Here is a 14,680-nt window from a genome sequence, read left to right as displayed (position 1 = left end):
CAGAGCGTGTTCCCAACTCTCAAACGCCGGGCCGCGGCTGTGGGACTGTCCCTCGCCACGGTCCTCGCCGGCTCCCTGCTGGCGACCGGAACGGGCGCGCCGGCCCACGCCGCCGTCCCCGCGACCATCCCCCTGAAGATCACCAACAACTCGGCCCGCGGCGAGCAGCTGTACATCTACAACCTCGGCACGGACCTCGCCACCGGACGCCAGGGCTGGGCCGACGCGGGCGGCACCTTCCACCCCTGGCCGGCAGGAGGCAACCCCCCGACCCCCGCCCCCGACGCCTCGATCCCGGGCCCGGCGGCAGGGCAGTCGGCGACCATCCGCATGCCGAAGTTCTCCGGCCGCGTCTACTTCTCCTACGGTCAGAAACTGGTCTTCAAGCTCACCACCGGAGGCCTGGTCCAGCCCGCCGTGCAGAACCCGGCCGACCCCAACCGGAACATCCTCTTCAACTGGTCCGAGTACACGCTCAACGACTCGGGCCTGTGGATCAACAGCACCCAGGTCGACATGTTCTCCGCTCCCTACGCGGTGGGAGTGCAGCGGGCCGACGGAAGCACCGTGAGCACCGGGCGGCTCAGGCCCGGTGGGTACAACGGCTTCTTCAACGCCCTCAGGGGACAGCCCGGCGGCTGGGCCAACCTGATCCAGACCCGCCCCGACGGCACCGTGCTGCGGGCCCTGTCACCGCTGTACGGCCTGGAGACGGGCGCCCTGCCGGCCACCGTCATGGACGACTACATCAACCGCGTCTGGCAGAAGTACTCCACCTCGACCCTGACGGTCACCCCGTTCGCCGACCGGCCCGGCACCAAGTACTACGGACGGGTTTCCGGTGGCGTCATGAACTTCACCGACAGCACCGGGACCGTGGTCACCAGCTTCCAGAAGCCGGACGCCTCCTCGGTCTTCGGCTGCCACCGACGGCTCGACGCCCCGAACGACCAGGTGCGCGGCCCGATCTCGCGCACCCTGTGCGCGGGCTTCAACCGCTCCACCCTGCTGGTCAACGCCAACCAGCCCGACGCCGGTTCCACCGACTTCTACAAGGACGCCGTCACCAATCACTACGCGCGCAAGATCCATGCACAGATGGCGGACGGGAAGGCGTACGCCTTCGCCTTCGATGACGTGGGCCATCACGAATCACTGGTGCACGACGGCGATCCGCGCCAGGCCTACCTCACGCTCGACCCGCTGAACTGACCTCCCCGCCCACGGCGGCCGCCCGCCCACGCCGCGCAGGCGCCCGCCCTCCACGACCGCGCACGACGATCGGCCCCGCCGGGTGTGACCGCCCGGCGGGGCCGATCGCTGCATGTCGCACCAGGGCGGCGCGCCGAGTGGTCACCCGCTCGCGGCGGCGGTCACGGTGGCGGGATCCACCCCCGTCAGCTCGACGATGCGGTGCGGTGCCACACCGGCGGCCAGCGCGCGCCCGATCAGACCGTCCCGCCCGTCCGCACTGTCCCGGTAGGCGAGCAGTTCCTCCTCCAGCCGGGCCAGCGGCTCCGGTGCCATCTGGTGACGGAGGCGGTTCAGCTCCTCCTCGCTCAGCGGCACCGGCAGCCTTTCCGCTCCCTCGGGCACGGCCGCCGTCTCCTCCGGAGGCAGCAGGCGCAGGTGCGGCGAGGTCGGGGTGCTGCCCTGAGCGTCGAGCCAGGCGCGGACGGCGGGAGTCTCCATGCAGGCGAGTTCGCCGACGGCGGCGGGCGGGACACCGAGCGGCGCGGACGCGTCGTCAAGCAGGAACAGGTAGGCGTCGTCGGTCATCCACGGCTCCTTGTCGACAGGTGGCTGATCGACATCCCCTTACCCCGCCGAGCCCGGATTACCGCGGGGTCCCACGGATGGGTAAAGCCACCTGTCCGGGGTGTGCTCACCCTGCGGCGGCACGGCGCCGGGTCTCGGTGAGATGGACGTCGATGTACCGGGCGAGGACGAGAGCTTCGCGCGGATCGCCGGCCCGGAAGCTGACACGGCGCAGCAGGGTGACGTTGTCCAGCGTGATGCCCTCCCGGGCGAGGACGAAGAGCAGGGTGAGGAAGGCGGAGCGGGCGTTGCCGTCGTCGAAGGGGTGGAAGAAGCACACGTCGAGGTAGGCGCGTGCGGCGCGAGCGGTCAGGGGGAGGGGCCGTTCGGCGTCGAAGGCGCTCTCCGCGAGGCAGGCGTCCAGGCGGGCCCGCAGGTCGGGGCCGATGCCGTAGCGCTCCCGGCCGCCCTTCGCGAAGGCGGGCAGAGTGCGCAGGGGCGGGAGGTGCGGGGTGCCCAGCACGTGCCGCTGCCAGCGCTGCAACCGTGCGAAGTCGAGGCCGGCGTCGTGGGCGGCGTCGGCCCGCAGTTCCTCCAGGGCGTCGAGCAGACCACGGGCACGCGCCGGGTCCAGGGCGCCGTCGAAGCAGCGGATGTCCTCGGCCGCGCCGTCATGGCACGCCACCACCGGTTCCTCCCTGCCGCTGTCCTGGAGCTCCTGCCACGGCACGCTCGCGCGCACCGCGAGCCAACGCTCCAGGTGGTCCGGCAGCGGCTCGGCAGGCCTCGCGTGGTCCTCCGGCCGCAGTGAGCGCGCGAGCCGCTCGGCGACGTCGTCGACCAGCGTGATGTCAGGGCCGGTCCAGCTTTCGAACCGCCCGCCGATCGCGCCGTCGACGAGTTCCCCCGCGACATCGGGTGCCACGGACCAGCGCTCGAGGAACCAGGTGAGCACCTGATGGCAGTGCCCGTGCCAGCCGCTGCCGCACCCGGTGCGGTCGGTCACCTGAAGAATCAGATTGCGGGCCGCCCGCTCCCACACGATGCGGTTGTCCTCGACGGTGCCCAGGTCCAGCGGGTACGCGTCGATCCACCCGGCGAGGCTCTCGAGCCAGGCACGCCATTCGCACAGGGCGGCGACCACCCGGGGGAGTGTCTCCTCGGGCGTGGTGACCGAGGCCCGCGGGCAGGACCAGGCGCCGACCGGCCCGCCGTCGAAGTCTCCTTCGTCGTGCGACCAGCGCCATCCCGCGGCCCAACGGCCGTAGTGCCGGATCAGGGCGTGGGACATGGCATCGGCCCACAGGTCGGCCTCATGCCGGCTCCAGGCGGTCATGACCGGGTCGGCGAAGGGGACATCCGGCCGACGCGGCACACGCCGGGCCGGCCCGAGCGAGTGGACCACGTGCGCCGCCGCGTCCGCGTCGAAGGGATGACGGGCGGGGTCCACTTCGCCCCAGCTCAGAAGCCGTGGAGTCAGATCAGGTGTCACACCGTGAGCTTGACACGTCGACCCGGCACCCGATCAAGCGAATTGTCGTCGGCCCCGACCGTCCCCGTGCGCCGGCAGAGCGGCCGGCACCCCTCAGTACCCGGCACCGGCCGTCTCCCACCCGGCCGCTCCGCCACCCAGGGCGGCCTCCCAGGGGCGGGGGCCGGTCCTCTCCGTCCACGCCTCCAGGGCTTCCCGGTCCACGCACACGATGCCGCACTGGTCGGCGTACTCCACCGCCGGCGCGGTGAAGTCGCTCGTGGTGACGAGCACGGCGACGTCGGCCTCGTGCACGGTGAAGCAGGTACCGCCGAAACGCTGGAGGTCCTGGGAGCCGACCCGGTGGGACGGGTCGTAGTGCTTGCACTGGACGACGATCCGCCGTCCGTCCGGCGTCGTCGCCACGACATCGGCGCCCAAGTCCCCCGCACCTCCCACGACTTCGACGCCGGAGCAGCCGTCGCGTTCGCAGAGGGCGGCTATCGCCTCCTCGAACTCCTCCGGTGTCAGGGCGTCGTAGTCGACGGCGACCTCGACGACCTCGGTGGCGACCTCGGCGGTCGCCCGAGGGCGGGGAACCACGGGGGCCTCCAGCGCCTCGGCGGCCTCCCTCGCCGCCTCGTCGAGCGCTGCCGCGGCCCGGCGGGCCGCTCGCGCCACGTGCACCCGGCGCCGCAGGCCCAATAGCCCCGCCATGCCTATCACGACCAGCACGAACATCCAGGCGGGACGCCGCTCCACGGCATCCGCCAGCATGCGCGCGGCGAAGCCCAGAAGGCACACGACCACGGCGAGAAAGACGAAGAACAAGGCAGTCGAGCGAAGATCGAACCGGTAACGACGACGCTTGACGAACGACGCACGACGCGCAGGCACTGTCACGACATCCCCCCTCTTGGGACCACGGCAAGATCACTCCCACCGTCTGCCCAAGATCGCCACCTTCACCGCCGGCGCCCGGTGTGCGGCTGGTCCTCCCTCACCGTTCCCGGATGCGCCACCACCACCAGCGCCCCGCCGTCCACTCGCTCGCCCACCCCGGATCGGGGAGCGCACGGCGCTCGAACTCCGCGTCGATCCGCTCCACCAGGCGACCCAGATCGGCCCGGGCTCCGCTCGGCAGGCGGCGAAGGGCCTCTTCCAGGTCGTCCCGGCCGTCCTCGATCTCGATGCCAGGGCTCTCGTAAGGACCGGCCAGATACCGCCCCGGTTGCCGGAAGGCCCACTCGAACCGGCTGAGCGCATCCGCCACGGCGTCGGGCCAGAGATGCTCGGCCTCAACTCGTCTTATCGCAGCGCGAGTTCGAGCGGAGACGTTCGGAATCCGGCGGACCGGCAGATGCTTGCGGGGCCGCCACCGCTCAGCGCGGACGGCCTTCGGACGCCTACGCGGCATTGTCCTTTCGGATCATGAACATGCGGGCATTCTGTCATGGCATGTGTTCGCCGGGGGAGGGAGTTACAGTCATGCGCATGGCATACGCACGCTCCACCGGACCCACGGGCTTCAGGTAGCCGCCAGGAGATACCTGGTGGCTGCTGCGAACGGAGTCCCGTGGCTCGCACCGCCCGCCATCTTCCCCCTTCACCCGCCCGGAGTGGAGACGACACATCGTCAGGAGGCCCCTGGCACAAGGTCGTTCTCCACGACCTCCGTTACAGCGCGCGCTGCTTCACCGAAGCGGCCAGGGAGTCCAGAAAGCCCAGGCCTCGAAGAATTCGCCGCACAGTGGAGATCTACTCGTACCCTCGACACCGGCAGGATCGCTCAGTCGCCGAATGGTCCGCGGTGGAAGAGCGCCGGGCGCGGCAGCGGTTGCGTGGTCAAGTCGGCACAGTACTGGGCCTGGTGAATTCAGCTCCGGGCCACATCGCGCTCGACGTCGCCGACTTGGTGGACATTCCCCCGGCGCGTCACCGACGCGGTTCCCTCTGGCTCGCCTGAGGGCTGTCCCGGAAGTGAGGCGTCAGGGGACGCGCGGCATTGACTCTGTGTGGTCGGTGCTGCTGAGGGGAGCTGGCTGACGGGGTGGCAGGTGCGATGTCGGCGAAGCACGTCCTCATCGGAGAGGAGGGCGAACGGCGACCTGCACATCAACCCGTTCTGGAGTCGGCTAATGTCCGAGCATGGTGGAGAAGGACATACGCGGGACAGCGCCGGATGACCCTGTGGCAGCCAAGTGGCAGGACGTGCGGGACATGGACGAGAGCCTCATCTACAAAGACCTGGTAGAGGCCGCATACGCAAACCCCGCCCTCCGGGCTCTGTTTCCGCTGGTCACCCATGGATCGCTGCAGTTCAGCCGGTGCACCCGCTTCCCTTGGTCGCAAGACCTGCCCTCGATCTTCCCCTACGACGGCGAACGGTACTTCCGCGTTCGTCGCCTGCATGAGCCGCTCGGTTCGGGGCGGGAGCGGATCGGTGGCCCTGTCACCGCCGATGAGGCAGTGGAACTCGTAGCCGCGCACCTCCCCCCAGGCTGTGGGCCCGCCCTTGACGGCACGCCCGACGACCTCGACTCGCTCAGCTGAGTCACCTGGTCTGTCCGGCTGCCGTGCGTACGAGCGGCCGTGGGCCCGGCCGCGCCGGCGGCCACAGGAACCGAGGCCGGTCAGTCGATCAGGACGCCCGGATTGAGGATGTGATGCGGGTCCAGGGCGTCCTTGGCGGCGCGCAGCGCCAGTGCGAAGGGCTCCGGCCGTTGCAGGTCGTAGCCGGGCCGGTGGTCGCGGCCGACGGCATGGTGGTGGGTGATGGTGGCACGGTGACGGTGCAGGACCTCGCCCGCGGCAGCCTTGATGTCGTCCCAGCTGCCGACCTCCTCGCCGGGGCGGCCGGCCACGGCCACGGTGAAATAGGGAGCCGCGCCATCGGGGTAGACGTGCGTCAGGCGGCAGCTGACGCGGGCCGGGTTCCCGGTGGCCTTGGAGGCGGCCGCCCCGACCTCCGTGCGGACGGCCTCGATCAGCGCGGGAATCCTGTCCCAGGTCGCAGCGGTCTCGAAGGTCTCGACGACCGCGCCCATGCGGGCCAGGCCGTCGCGCAGATAGGGCATGCGTAGGAACGCCGAGCGCCAGGCGCTCACTGCCGCGTCGGCCTGCGCACCTCGGTCCGCCTTCGACGAGGTCCCGCCGCGGCCTCCGTACGCGCCGGTCATGTCCAGGGCGCTCACGAGGTGGTCGTCGACAGGGCCCGTGGCCGACTCGAAGCCCAGGACCAGGACGGAGGAGCCGTCGGACGAGGCGCCGGACAGCAGTGCCTCGCCGGGATCGAGCAGACGGCAGTTGGCGGGGTGGAGGTCGGACCGCGCCAGGGCACGCACCGCCTCCAAGGCCTGCTGGAAGTCGGCGAAGGCCACCGACGCCGAGGCCTTGTACCGGGGCCGCTCCTGAAGACGCATCCACGCCTCGGTGATGACGCCGAGCGCCCCCTCGGAGCCGAGGAACAGACGGTCGGGTGACGGCCCGGCACCGGACGCGGGCAGGCGCCAGGACGAGCCCGCCCCGGCCGGTGTGACCACCCGCAGGGACTGCACGAAGTCGTCGATACGGGTGTGGAGCGTGGCGTAGTGGCCCCCGGCCCGGGTCGCCAGCCAGCCGCCCAGCGTGGAGAACTCGAAGCTCTGCGGGAAGTGGCGCAGGGTGAGGCCATGGGGGCGCAACTGCTCTTCCAGCACGGGCCCGAGCGCCCCGGCCTGGATGCGGGCCGAGCGGCTGGTGGCGTCGATCTCCAGGACCCGGTTCATCGACGTCAGGTCGAGTGACAGCACGGCACGGTGGGTGTCTCCGCGGTACTCGACGCCGCCGACCACCGAGGAGCCGCCGCCGAAGGGGATGACGGCCACACCGTGTCCACCGGCCCAGTCCAGCAGGTCGGCCACCTCCTGGTCGTCGGCAGGGCGGGCGACCAGGTCGGGGATCCGGCCCGGCCGGCCGCGCAGGGCCCGGATGACGTCACGGTAGGCCTTGCCCATGGCGTGCCCGGCGCGCACGTGGGGATCGGCGGTGACCAGGTGCTCCAGGGAGGGTGGGGGTGTCACACCCGGGCGGGCGATCGCCAGGTCGGCGACCCGGGGCAGCGGCAGCGGGCGGGCCGCCGTGCCCGGCAACAGGGCACCCAGGGCGGCACATTCGGCGTCGTCGGGCTGGGCGTCGGCGTAACCCCAGCCCCACCAGGAGCGGGCGCGGGAGGAGCCGGGGCCGGAGGGCGAGGCGGACATGAGGTCTCCCAGCGGACGCAGGAATTTACCCGTTGGAAAATTACCCTAGGGTAATATCGGTCGCATGCCAATGCCCTCTTCCAAGGCCGGTACCAAGGGCGTCCCCAGGGCCGACCGTGAGCGACAGGTCCTGGCCGCGGCCACCGAGGAATTCGGCCGCCGCGGTTACGAGGCCACCACTGTCGCCGCCATCGCCGCACGAGTCGGCGTGACCAAACCCCTGCTGCACCACTACTTCGGCAGCAAGCAGGACCTCTACCTCGCCTGCCTGAACCCTGTGGGCGAGCGCCTCCTGCACGCCATCCGCACCGCCATGGCCGAACCCGGCTCCGCCGCGCCACCCACCGCCCTTCGCGTTCTGCACGCCCTGTTCACCGCCCTGGACGGACAGCGGGAGGCCTGGTTCGTCCTCTACGACGCCACGCTGCCGCCCGGCGGTGACGCTGCCCGGCGTGCGGCGTACTACCGTCGCGCCATCGACGACCTCGCCGCGACCGGCACCGCCGACCTCCTCGGCACCACCGGCTCCGACGACCCGCTGGACGCCGACGCTCTCGCCCACGCCTGGCGCGGACTGTGCACCGCGCTCGTCCGCTGGTGGGTCAAACACCCCGACGAGTCACCCGACGCCATGGCCCGACGCTGCGCCCGGCTCTTCGCGGCCGGGCGTGCCCTCCTCGCGGACCCGGACGAGTGACGGCCAGTCCGGCCTCACCCGCGCGCGTTCACTCGTGGTCGCGCAGGAAAGCGGGGACGGTCTCGTGAGTCGGGTGGTTCGGCAGCGGTGACGGCTCGCCCTGGAGGAACGCGGTGATCACCGCGGCCGCACGGTCGTCGTTGTCGTCCAGGCCGTTCCACATGTGGTGCCCGACTCCGGGCATGTACTGCGTGCGTTCGATGGCGGGGTCGTGGGTGAGGACGGCGGTCGCCCACTGACGGACCTGCGAGGAGCACTCGGCGATCATCAGCATCGCCGGGGTCCGTGATCGCCCCAGGCGCGGTGCGATGGAGGGGGAGTCCTTGATGGTCTGCTGAATCCGGAGGCTGGCGGCGGGGCTGAAGGAGAAGTTCTGCGCGCTGTCCTCGGTGGGGATGCGGTGCGCGTCGCGCGCGCAGTAGGCCGAGGCGGTGTCACTGCCGAGGTCCGCGGCGGTGAAGGCGTTCACACCCTCGGCCTGTCCGATCAACCCGGTGCCGGGGGACAGGAGTCCGAGTCGCATGAGGCCGAACGCCACGGCGTAGCGGGGGACATGGGTCGATCGAGGGCCGGTCATGGCCGGTGCGAGTCCGCGGGCGGAGCTTCTGCCCTTGTGGCCGGTGATGTGCGCGGTGGGCCCGTCCATGGGGCCGGGCTCGGCGATGATCGCCCGGTGCAGGCGCGCGGCGACACGCGGATCGGCCAAGGCCCGGGTGAGCACCGCCCCGCCTGCCGAGAAGCCGAGGACGTCGGCCTTGCCCTTGTCCAGGCGGTCGACGAAGGCGGCGAGGTCGCGCACCGACCTGGAGATCGTGTACTGGTCCATGGGGAGCAGGTCGCTTCGTCCGGCACCGGCCGGTTCATAGGCGTAGACGTCATGGCCCTGGCGTGCCAGGAGTCGCAGGAACCGGTGGTCGAGTACCGAGATGCCCCGAACGGGGCCGCCGTTGAGGTACACGAACGGGACGGGGTGTCTGGGCGCGCTGCGTGCCGGCGGGTAGTGGTAGACCGCGACTCGGCTGCCCGTGCTCAGCTGCCAGTGCTGCGTGGCCACGAAGGGCAGGGCGGGCGGGCGTTGCCGTTGCACCGGCACGGTCGGAATGCAGACCGACGCCGTCAACGCCGCCGCGACGGCCACCGGCACCAAGGGCACGAGCCGTGCCGGCCAGGCCCGACGGCGACCCCGCCACAACGCGAGAGCGCCCCCGGCCCCGATGGCCGTCGACCATGCGACGAGCCCCGAACCCGCCCCGTCCGTCAGGGCGATGAGTGCGAGGAACAGGGCGATCAGCGCCGCTACGGCGCCCAGGGCCAGCGACAACCGCCCGGTGAAGCGGGCGAGGCGTATGAGGAATGCGGGCACGGCGAACCTCCGACTGTTTCAGAACGTCGTTTCAAAACGACGTTATCAGTAGAGGTAGGCTGCTGTTCGTGGGTAGGCCGAGAACGAACGACGAAGCCGTCCGAGAGCGGCTCGTGAGATGCGCGACCGAAATGCTCGCCACGCGACCCCGGGAGTCCGTCACGGTTCGCGCCGTGGCGGCCGCCGCCGACGCGTCCACGACGGCGGTGTACTCCCTGTTCGGGGGAAAGGACGGCCTGATCGGCGCCGTACGGGACAGGGCCGTCGCGGGGTTGTTCCAGGAGGTGTCGGCGGTACGCCCCTGCGAAGACCCCCTCGCCGACGTCTACGCGCTGGCCGTCGCCTATCGGCGCTGGGGCCGCGGACACCGGCACCTGTACACGGTGTTGTTCGGCGGCGTGCAGTCCTTCGACCCGTCGGGGGAGGTCGGCGGAAACGACCCGGTCCGTCCGCTCCTCGCGGCGATCGACCGCGCCCTGGCGGAGTCCGTGCTCGAAGGCGACGCGACAACGATCGCCCTGTCGCTCTGGGCCGCCATGCACGGGCTGGTGACTCTGGAACTGGCCGGAGCCCTCGACGGCGCCACGGCCGAGGCCGCGTTCCGGTCGACCATGCACGCCACACTGCGTGGCTGGACGACCCCCGAGGTGTTCACCGGCCTTCGCGAGGCGGCTCACTGACGAATCGACGGCCTGACCCCTGTGGGCCGGTCCAGGGTGGCCACCTGGCGGGCGAGTTGCTGTGGACGGTACCGGGGAACCGGCGTCAGCAGGGTGCCCAGCCGGATCCGCGACGTCACCGGCGCGGCCACCGTGAGCAGCAGCCAGGGGTTACTGACATGAGCCGTGCCGCCCCCGGCCGACGGTATGTCGCACGGCCGGGGGCGGATCGATCCTCGGTTCGGAACGCCGGGCCTCAGTCCGAGAAGGGAACGGCGTCGGCGGGGTCCGCGTGCCAGTTGGTGGCCACGGGCCGGTCGACCGTGGCGGTGTCGGGGAGGCGGAGGCTGACGGCGTTGCCCTCGTCCCCGGCGACCGAGAGGTGGATCCGGTCGAACTGCTTGCCGTGGTCGCTGCCCGTGGTCATGGGGTTGATGCCGGCGTAGGCGGCCTTGGAGCCGGACAGTACGACGTTCTCACTGACGGAGTGCTCGGCCGGTCCCACCTCGGTGTCGGGGGAGGAGCCGAAGGAGGCGGACGGGAAGACGCCCTTCAGGTAACAGGTGACGCCGGACTTGGCCTTGGCGGTGACGAGGTAGTAGCCGCCCGCCTGCGTCTTCACGCTCACCTTGAAGGTCAGGTCCTTGGTCGCGCAGGCCCGCACGGTGTCGCTTCGGCTGTCGGCGGCGGCAGTGGAGGCCGCGGTGGCGGTGAGGGACACCGCCGCGACGGCGGCCAGGGCGAGGCGGGCGGAGCGGGCGGTGAAACGGGAACGCATCAGATCTCCAGGTGCGAAGTGGACGGTCCGGCGAGCTGCTCGGACGACCCAAGCCTGTGCCGTGATCCGTCCCATCGGCCACGGATGGCGGCCATCACGGGACGCTGGAACGCTGAAACGGGCGCTGACCTGCACAGACTCCGACCGTCTGGAACGGCTCGGCGGGACACGGCCGTTCACGTCCGCGGTCCGCCGTCCGCCGGAGTGCAGCCTCACTCCGGCGCTCCGCGTCTCCCCGGGCGCGGGCTTCGCGTCCTCTAGGCCCACGGGTCGGTGATCTGCCGGAGCAGGGTGAGGGCTTCCCGCAGCTGCTTCATCCGCCGCTTCCCGAGGTGCTGCTCCCATTCCTTCTCCACCTCGGCGACCACCGCGTCGGCGACCTCCTTGGCCGCCCGGGCCTTCTCCGCGCCGCGGACGAGCCTCGCCCGTCGGTCGGTCGGGTCGGGCACGCGGGTGACGTAGCCGGCCTTCTCCAGCTGGTCGACGAGGAAGCCCACCGTCTGCTTGGTGATCTGGGCCTGCTCGGCGAGCTCGGTCAGACGGGTGCCCTCGGGGCCGATGCGCTGCATGACCCGCGCCTGAGCGGGCGTGAAGTCGTCGAAGCCGGCCTCGGCGAGCGCGGCGAAGACGCGGTTCTCCAAGGCCCGGTACGGCAGGAACAACAGCACGCCCGTGTTGAGGTCGCTCTCCGTCACCATCGCCCGCCCGCTTTCCGCAACCCTGGTCGCGGCACGCCGCGCCTCCCTTGACATTGGTCAGAGTACCTGACTACTTTGGTCAGAGAAGCTTACCATTTGGGTGGGTGATGTCGTGGGTGCGGTGCTGGACGTCGACGAGCTCTGGCGGACCGTCGATCTGGAGCGGACGAGCCTGGCCGACCTGCTGGACGGCCTGAGCCCCGACGAGTGGGAGACGCGCACGCGCTGCGGGGACTGGCGGGTGCGGGACGTGGCCGCGCACCTGACCATCGCCGCGCGCTACTCCCGTGGGCAGGTGGTCCGGGAGATGGTCCGGGCGCGCGGGAACTGGAACCGGATGATCCACGACTCGGCGGTGCGTGAGGGATCGTTGCCCGTCGCCGAGATCGTCGCGAACCTCCGCTCGATCGTCGGCTCCCGCCGGCTGGCACCCACCACCTCGCCCCGCGAGCCCCTCCTCGACCTCCTGGTGCACGGCCAGGACATCGCCCTCGCGCTCGGCCGGACACGTCCGATGCCCCTTGCCGCCGCTCGTGACGCCGCCGACCGGGTATGGACCATGCGCGTCCCGCCCCGCCCCTGGCCCCTGCCGAAGGCCCGGCTCGTCGCGACGGACATCGAGTTCGCGCGAGGGTCCGGCCGGGAGATCCGCGGCCCGATCGCCGCCCTGCTCCTGCTGCTCACCGGTCGCCCGGAAGCGGCCCGGGAGTGGGCCGGGCGCGCGGGGGAGCCCTGGACAGGGGCCGCGACTGCGGGGTGAGGCCTCCCGTCCCCATCCGCCCGAGCCACCAGGGGTGCAGGCGTGCGGACGGAGATGTGGACAGGTCGTCCATATTTTGTTTATATGGACTCAGCGTCCACTTCTCATGGAGGAGCAAGACTCATGACCAGCACATCCCGCACCGACCGCCGCGTCGCCCTCGTCACCGGCGGCTCCGGCGGCATCGGCAAGGCAGTGGTGGAACGGCTCGCCGCGGACGGCTTCGCGCTCGCCGTGCACTACGCCGGCAACAAGGGCAGGGCCGAGACCCTCGTCGAAGAGATCACCGCGTCAGGCGGCCAGGCCGTCGCCGTCAGTGGGGACGTCGCCGAGGAGCAGGAGATGGAGGCGGCCTTCGACGCCGTGGAGGCGGCGTTCGGCGGCATCGACGTGGTGATCAACACCGCCGGGATCATGGTGCTCGCACCGATCGCCGAGCTGAACCTCGACGACCTCGACCGGATGCACCGCACCAACATCCGCGGCACCTTCGTCGTCGCCCAGCAGGCCGCCCGCCGGGTACGCAGCGGCGGCGCGATCATCAACGTCTCCACGTCGGTCACGCGCACCCAGCTCCCCGCCTACGGCGCCTACGTCGCCAGCAAGGCCGCCGTGCAGAGCATCGGGCTGATCCTCGCCCGCGAACTGCGCGGCAAGGACATCACCGTCAACACCGTCGCGCCCGGCCCGGTCGCCACCCCGCTCTTCCTCGACGGCAAGGACGAGACCACCGTGGCCGGCTTTGCCAAGGCCACCCCGCTGGAGCGGCTCGGCGAACCGCGCGACGTCGCCGAGTCGGTCGCCTTCCTCGCCGGCCCGGCCCGCTGGGTCAACGGACAGGTCCTCTACACCAACGGCGGTCTGGCCTGACCCCGCGAGCCGCCCGCCTCACGAACCGGTCCACACCGTCCGCAGGGACAGTCCGTCACACCACGCGACGTCGGGCGCCTCGCGCGCGTCGAGGAACCGACGACGCCCGCCGAGGTCCTTCGGCCCCCCGGCCGAGCCGGTGCCCGGACCGCATGGCGATCACCCGGCTTCCTAGACTGATCCGACCGGGACCACACGAGGGAGAGACATCGTGACCAAGCAGGCCGAGGGAGCCGCCGAACGCCCGGCCCGCGGGCGCGGGCGCCGCCCGGCCGACGAGGTCCGCGCGGATGTCTTCCGCGTGGTCGGCGAGGTGCTCCTGACGGAAGGCATCGCCGACCTGACCTTCGAACGGGTGGCCCGCCTGTCGGGTGTCAGCAAGACGACCCTGTACAAGTGGTGGCCCTCCAAAGGCGCCCTCGCCCTGGACGGCTACTTCCACGCCGTCGAGGAGACCCTCGCCTTCGAGGACACCGGCGACATCCGCGCCGACCTCACCCGCCAACTGCGGGCGTTCGCGCACATCATGACCGCGACGCCGGCCGGGCGGGTGGTGACCGAGCTGATCGGGCAGTCCCAGACCGACGAGGACCTGGCGACCGCCTTCCGCTCCCTCTACTCCTCAGAACGCCGACGGCTGGCGGGGGAGCGGCTGTCGCGTGCCAAGGAGCAGGGCCAGATCCGCGAGGACATCGACGTCCAGGTCGTCGTCGACCAGCTCTGGGGAGCCGTCTACCACCGGATGCTGATCCCGGACGAGCCCGTGACCGACGAGTTCGTCGTCGCCCTGGTCTCGCACCTCATCGACGGCATCAGCCCGCCTCCCGGGCGGACCGATGGCGGGGAGCGCACAGCGCGGCATTGACGCTGCCCGCGACGGTGGTCGCAGCACGGCCGGTCGCGGCGCGGTGGCAGCCCCCGCAGCCCGGGAAGCGCAACGGCGCGTCCGCCCCTCCGCCTACTCGGCCACGGTGTCGCCGTGCCGATGGGCCACCTTCCACCCACCGTCCTCACGGCGGTACACCTGAGTGACCCGCAGCGTGTAGCCGCGCCGTTCCCCGTCGATGGAGACCGAGGTGTGCTCCAGGCCGGCCGTGTAGGCCATGTCTCCCGACACGTCGAACGCCTGTAGTTCGAACACGTACGACGTGCAGTCGGAGAAGCTCCTGGCCAGGGCGGTGAAGAGCTGGTCGATCTGCTGTCGCCCGTGGGCGTTGCGCCACGCCCCCAGGACACTCACGGGCTCGTTGCGCGACCAGAGGGCCCGGCGGGGAGCCGCGTCGCCGTTGTGCAGCGCCAGCTCGGCCTCGTAGAGGGCGGTCTCGACCCACACCAGGAAATCGTCTCGGTCGGTCATGCCTTCATCATGCGGCGACGCCTGCGCG

16 protein-coding genes and 1 pseudogene are annotated in these 14,680 nt (G+C 71.3%); 7 read left to right on the top strand and 10 right to left on the bottom strand.

Going from position 1 to position 14,680, the window contains the following annotated elements:
* The first annotated feature begins 6 nt into the window (after positions 1-6).
* Positions 7-1,212, top strand: coding sequence for a glycoside hydrolase family 64 protein (locus AB0I06_RS17605; RefSeq protein ID WP_363119694.1), 1,206 nt, complete (start codon positions 7-9; stop codon positions 1,210-1,212).
* Positions 1,213-1,353: 141 nt separating this feature from the next.
* Here the strand turns inward: AB0I06_RS17605 and AB0I06_RS17600 are convergent, their stop codons facing one another.
* From AB0I06_RS17600 to AB0I06_RS17585, 4 genes are all read right to left on the bottom strand, one after another.
* Positions 1,354-1,779: a DUF6003 family protein gene (locus AB0I06_RS17600; RefSeq protein WP_363119693.1), complete on the bottom strand. Its 426-nt coding sequence runs from the start codon at positions 1,777-1,779 to the stop codon at positions 1,354-1,356.
* Positions 1,780-1,885: 106 nt separating this feature from the next.
* Positions 1,886-3,250, bottom strand: a complete 1,365-nt coding sequence (locus tag AB0I06_RS17595) for a cell filamentation protein Fic (RefSeq protein ID WP_363119692.1) — start codon at positions 3,248-3,250, stop codon at positions 1,886-1,888.
* Positions 3,251-3,343: 93 nt separating this feature from the next.
* On the bottom strand, positions 3,344-4,060 hold the full coding sequence (locus tag AB0I06_RS17590) for a restriction endonuclease (RefSeq protein WP_363119691.1): 717 nt from the start codon (positions 4,058-4,060) through the stop codon (positions 3,344-3,346).
* Positions 4,061-4,229: 169 nt separating this feature from the next.
* Positions 4,230-4,502, bottom strand: a complete 273-nt coding sequence (locus AB0I06_RS17585; protein WP_363119690.1) for a hypothetical protein — start codon at positions 4,500-4,502, stop codon at positions 4,230-4,232.
* A gap of 875 nt (positions 4,503-5,377) precedes the next feature.
* On the opposite strand from AB0I06_RS17585, the gene AB0I06_RS17580 reads away from it, so the two are divergent.
* Entirely contained in the window at positions 5,378-5,782 is a 405-nt protein-coding gene (locus tag AB0I06_RS17580) for a DUF6193 family natural product biosynthesis protein (protein ID WP_363119689.1), read from the top strand.
* Positions 5,783-5,862: 80 nt separating this feature from the next.
* Here AB0I06_RS17580 and AB0I06_RS17575 read toward each other — a convergent pair whose 3' ends face one another.
* Positions 5,863-7,470 (bottom strand): FAD-binding oxidoreductase, encoded by a 1,608-nt coding sequence (locus AB0I06_RS17575; RefSeq protein ID WP_363119688.1) that lies wholly within the window; start codon positions 7,468-7,470, stop codon positions 5,863-5,865.
* A gap of 64 nt (positions 7,471-7,534) precedes the next feature.
* Here AB0I06_RS17575 and AB0I06_RS17570 point away from each other — a divergent pair, with 64 nt between their 5' ends.
* Positions 7,535-8,167 carry a TetR/AcrR family transcriptional regulator gene (locus AB0I06_RS17570; protein WP_363119687.1) on the top strand — a complete coding sequence of 211 codons (633 nt, stop codon included), beginning with the start codon at positions 7,535-7,537 and terminating at the stop codon, positions 8,165-8,167.
* Between the two features lie 28 nt (positions 8,168-8,195).
* On the opposite strand, the gene AB0I06_RS17565 is transcribed toward AB0I06_RS17570, so the two are convergent.
* Positions 8,196-9,530, bottom strand: a complete 1,335-nt coding sequence (locus tag AB0I06_RS17565; RefSeq protein WP_363119686.1) for an alpha/beta hydrolase — start codon at positions 9,528-9,530, stop codon at positions 8,196-8,198.
* Between the two features lie 68 nt (positions 9,531-9,598).
* Here AB0I06_RS17565 and AB0I06_RS17560 point away from each other — a divergent pair, with 68 nt between their 5' ends.
* Entirely contained in the window at positions 9,599-10,210 is a 612-nt protein-coding gene (locus AB0I06_RS17560) for a TetR-like C-terminal domain-containing protein (protein ID WP_363119685.1), read from the top strand.
* An 11-nt stretch (positions 10,211-10,221) separates the two neighbouring features.
* Here the strand turns inward: AB0I06_RS17560 and AB0I06_RS17555 are convergent.
* The 3 genes and pseudogenes from AB0I06_RS17555 to AB0I06_RS17545 all read right to left on the bottom strand — a co-directional run.
* Positions 10,222-10,362, bottom strand: a pseudogene (locus AB0I06_RS17555) (LLM class flavin-dependent oxidoreductase); the annotation flags it as partial.
* Positions 10,363-10,445: 83 nt separating this feature from the next.
* Complete coding sequence (locus tag AB0I06_RS17550; RefSeq protein ID WP_363119684.1) at positions 10,446-10,967, bottom strand: DUF4232 domain-containing protein; 522 nt, start codon at positions 10,965-10,967, stop codon at positions 10,446-10,448.
* 257 nt (positions 10,968-11,224) lie between these two features.
* Positions 11,225-11,665: a MarR family transcriptional regulator gene (locus AB0I06_RS17545; protein WP_363119683.1), complete on the bottom strand. Its 441-nt coding sequence runs from the start codon at positions 11,663-11,665 to the stop codon at positions 11,225-11,227.
* Between the two features lie 100 nt (positions 11,666-11,765).
* Here AB0I06_RS17545 and AB0I06_RS17540 point away from each other — a divergent pair, with 100 nt between their 5' ends.
* The 3 genes from AB0I06_RS17540 to AB0I06_RS17530 all read left to right on the top strand — a co-directional run bounded on the left by AB0I06_RS17540 (position 11,766) and on the right by AB0I06_RS17530 (position 14,160).
* Positions 11,766-12,425, top strand: coding sequence for a maleylpyruvate isomerase family mycothiol-dependent enzyme (locus AB0I06_RS17540; protein WP_363119682.1), 660 nt, complete (start codon positions 11,766-11,768; stop codon positions 12,423-12,425).
* A 123-nt stretch (positions 12,426-12,548) separates the two neighbouring features.
* The gene (locus AB0I06_RS17535; protein ID WP_363119681.1) at positions 12,549-13,295 is read left to right on the top strand and encodes an SDR family oxidoreductase; all 747 of its coding nucleotides are present in this window, start codon (positions 12,549-12,551) and stop codon (positions 13,293-13,295) included.
* A gap of 211 nt (positions 13,296-13,506) precedes the next feature.
* Positions 13,507-14,160, top strand: coding sequence for a TetR/AcrR family transcriptional regulator C-terminal ligand-binding domain-containing protein (locus AB0I06_RS17530; protein WP_363119680.1), 654 nt, complete (start codon positions 13,507-13,509; stop codon positions 14,158-14,160).
* Positions 14,161-14,253: 93 nt separating this feature from the next.
* Here the strand turns inward: AB0I06_RS17530 and AB0I06_RS17525 are convergent, their stop codons facing one another.
* The gene (locus tag AB0I06_RS17525; RefSeq protein WP_363119679.1) at positions 14,254-14,652 is read right to left on the bottom strand and encodes a nuclear transport factor 2 family protein; all 399 of its coding nucleotides are present in this window, start codon (positions 14,650-14,652) and stop codon (positions 14,254-14,256) included.
* Between the last annotated feature and the right edge of the window lie 28 nt (positions 14,653-14,680).

The organism is Streptomyces sp. NPDC050674 (genome assembly GCF_040654575.1).
GTDB lineage: Bacteria > Actinomycetota > Actinomycetes > Streptomycetales > Streptomycetaceae > Streptomyces.
The sequence above is the reverse complement of the archived record's forward strand: the minus strand, read 5'-3'. Positions and strand labels throughout refer to the sequence as shown.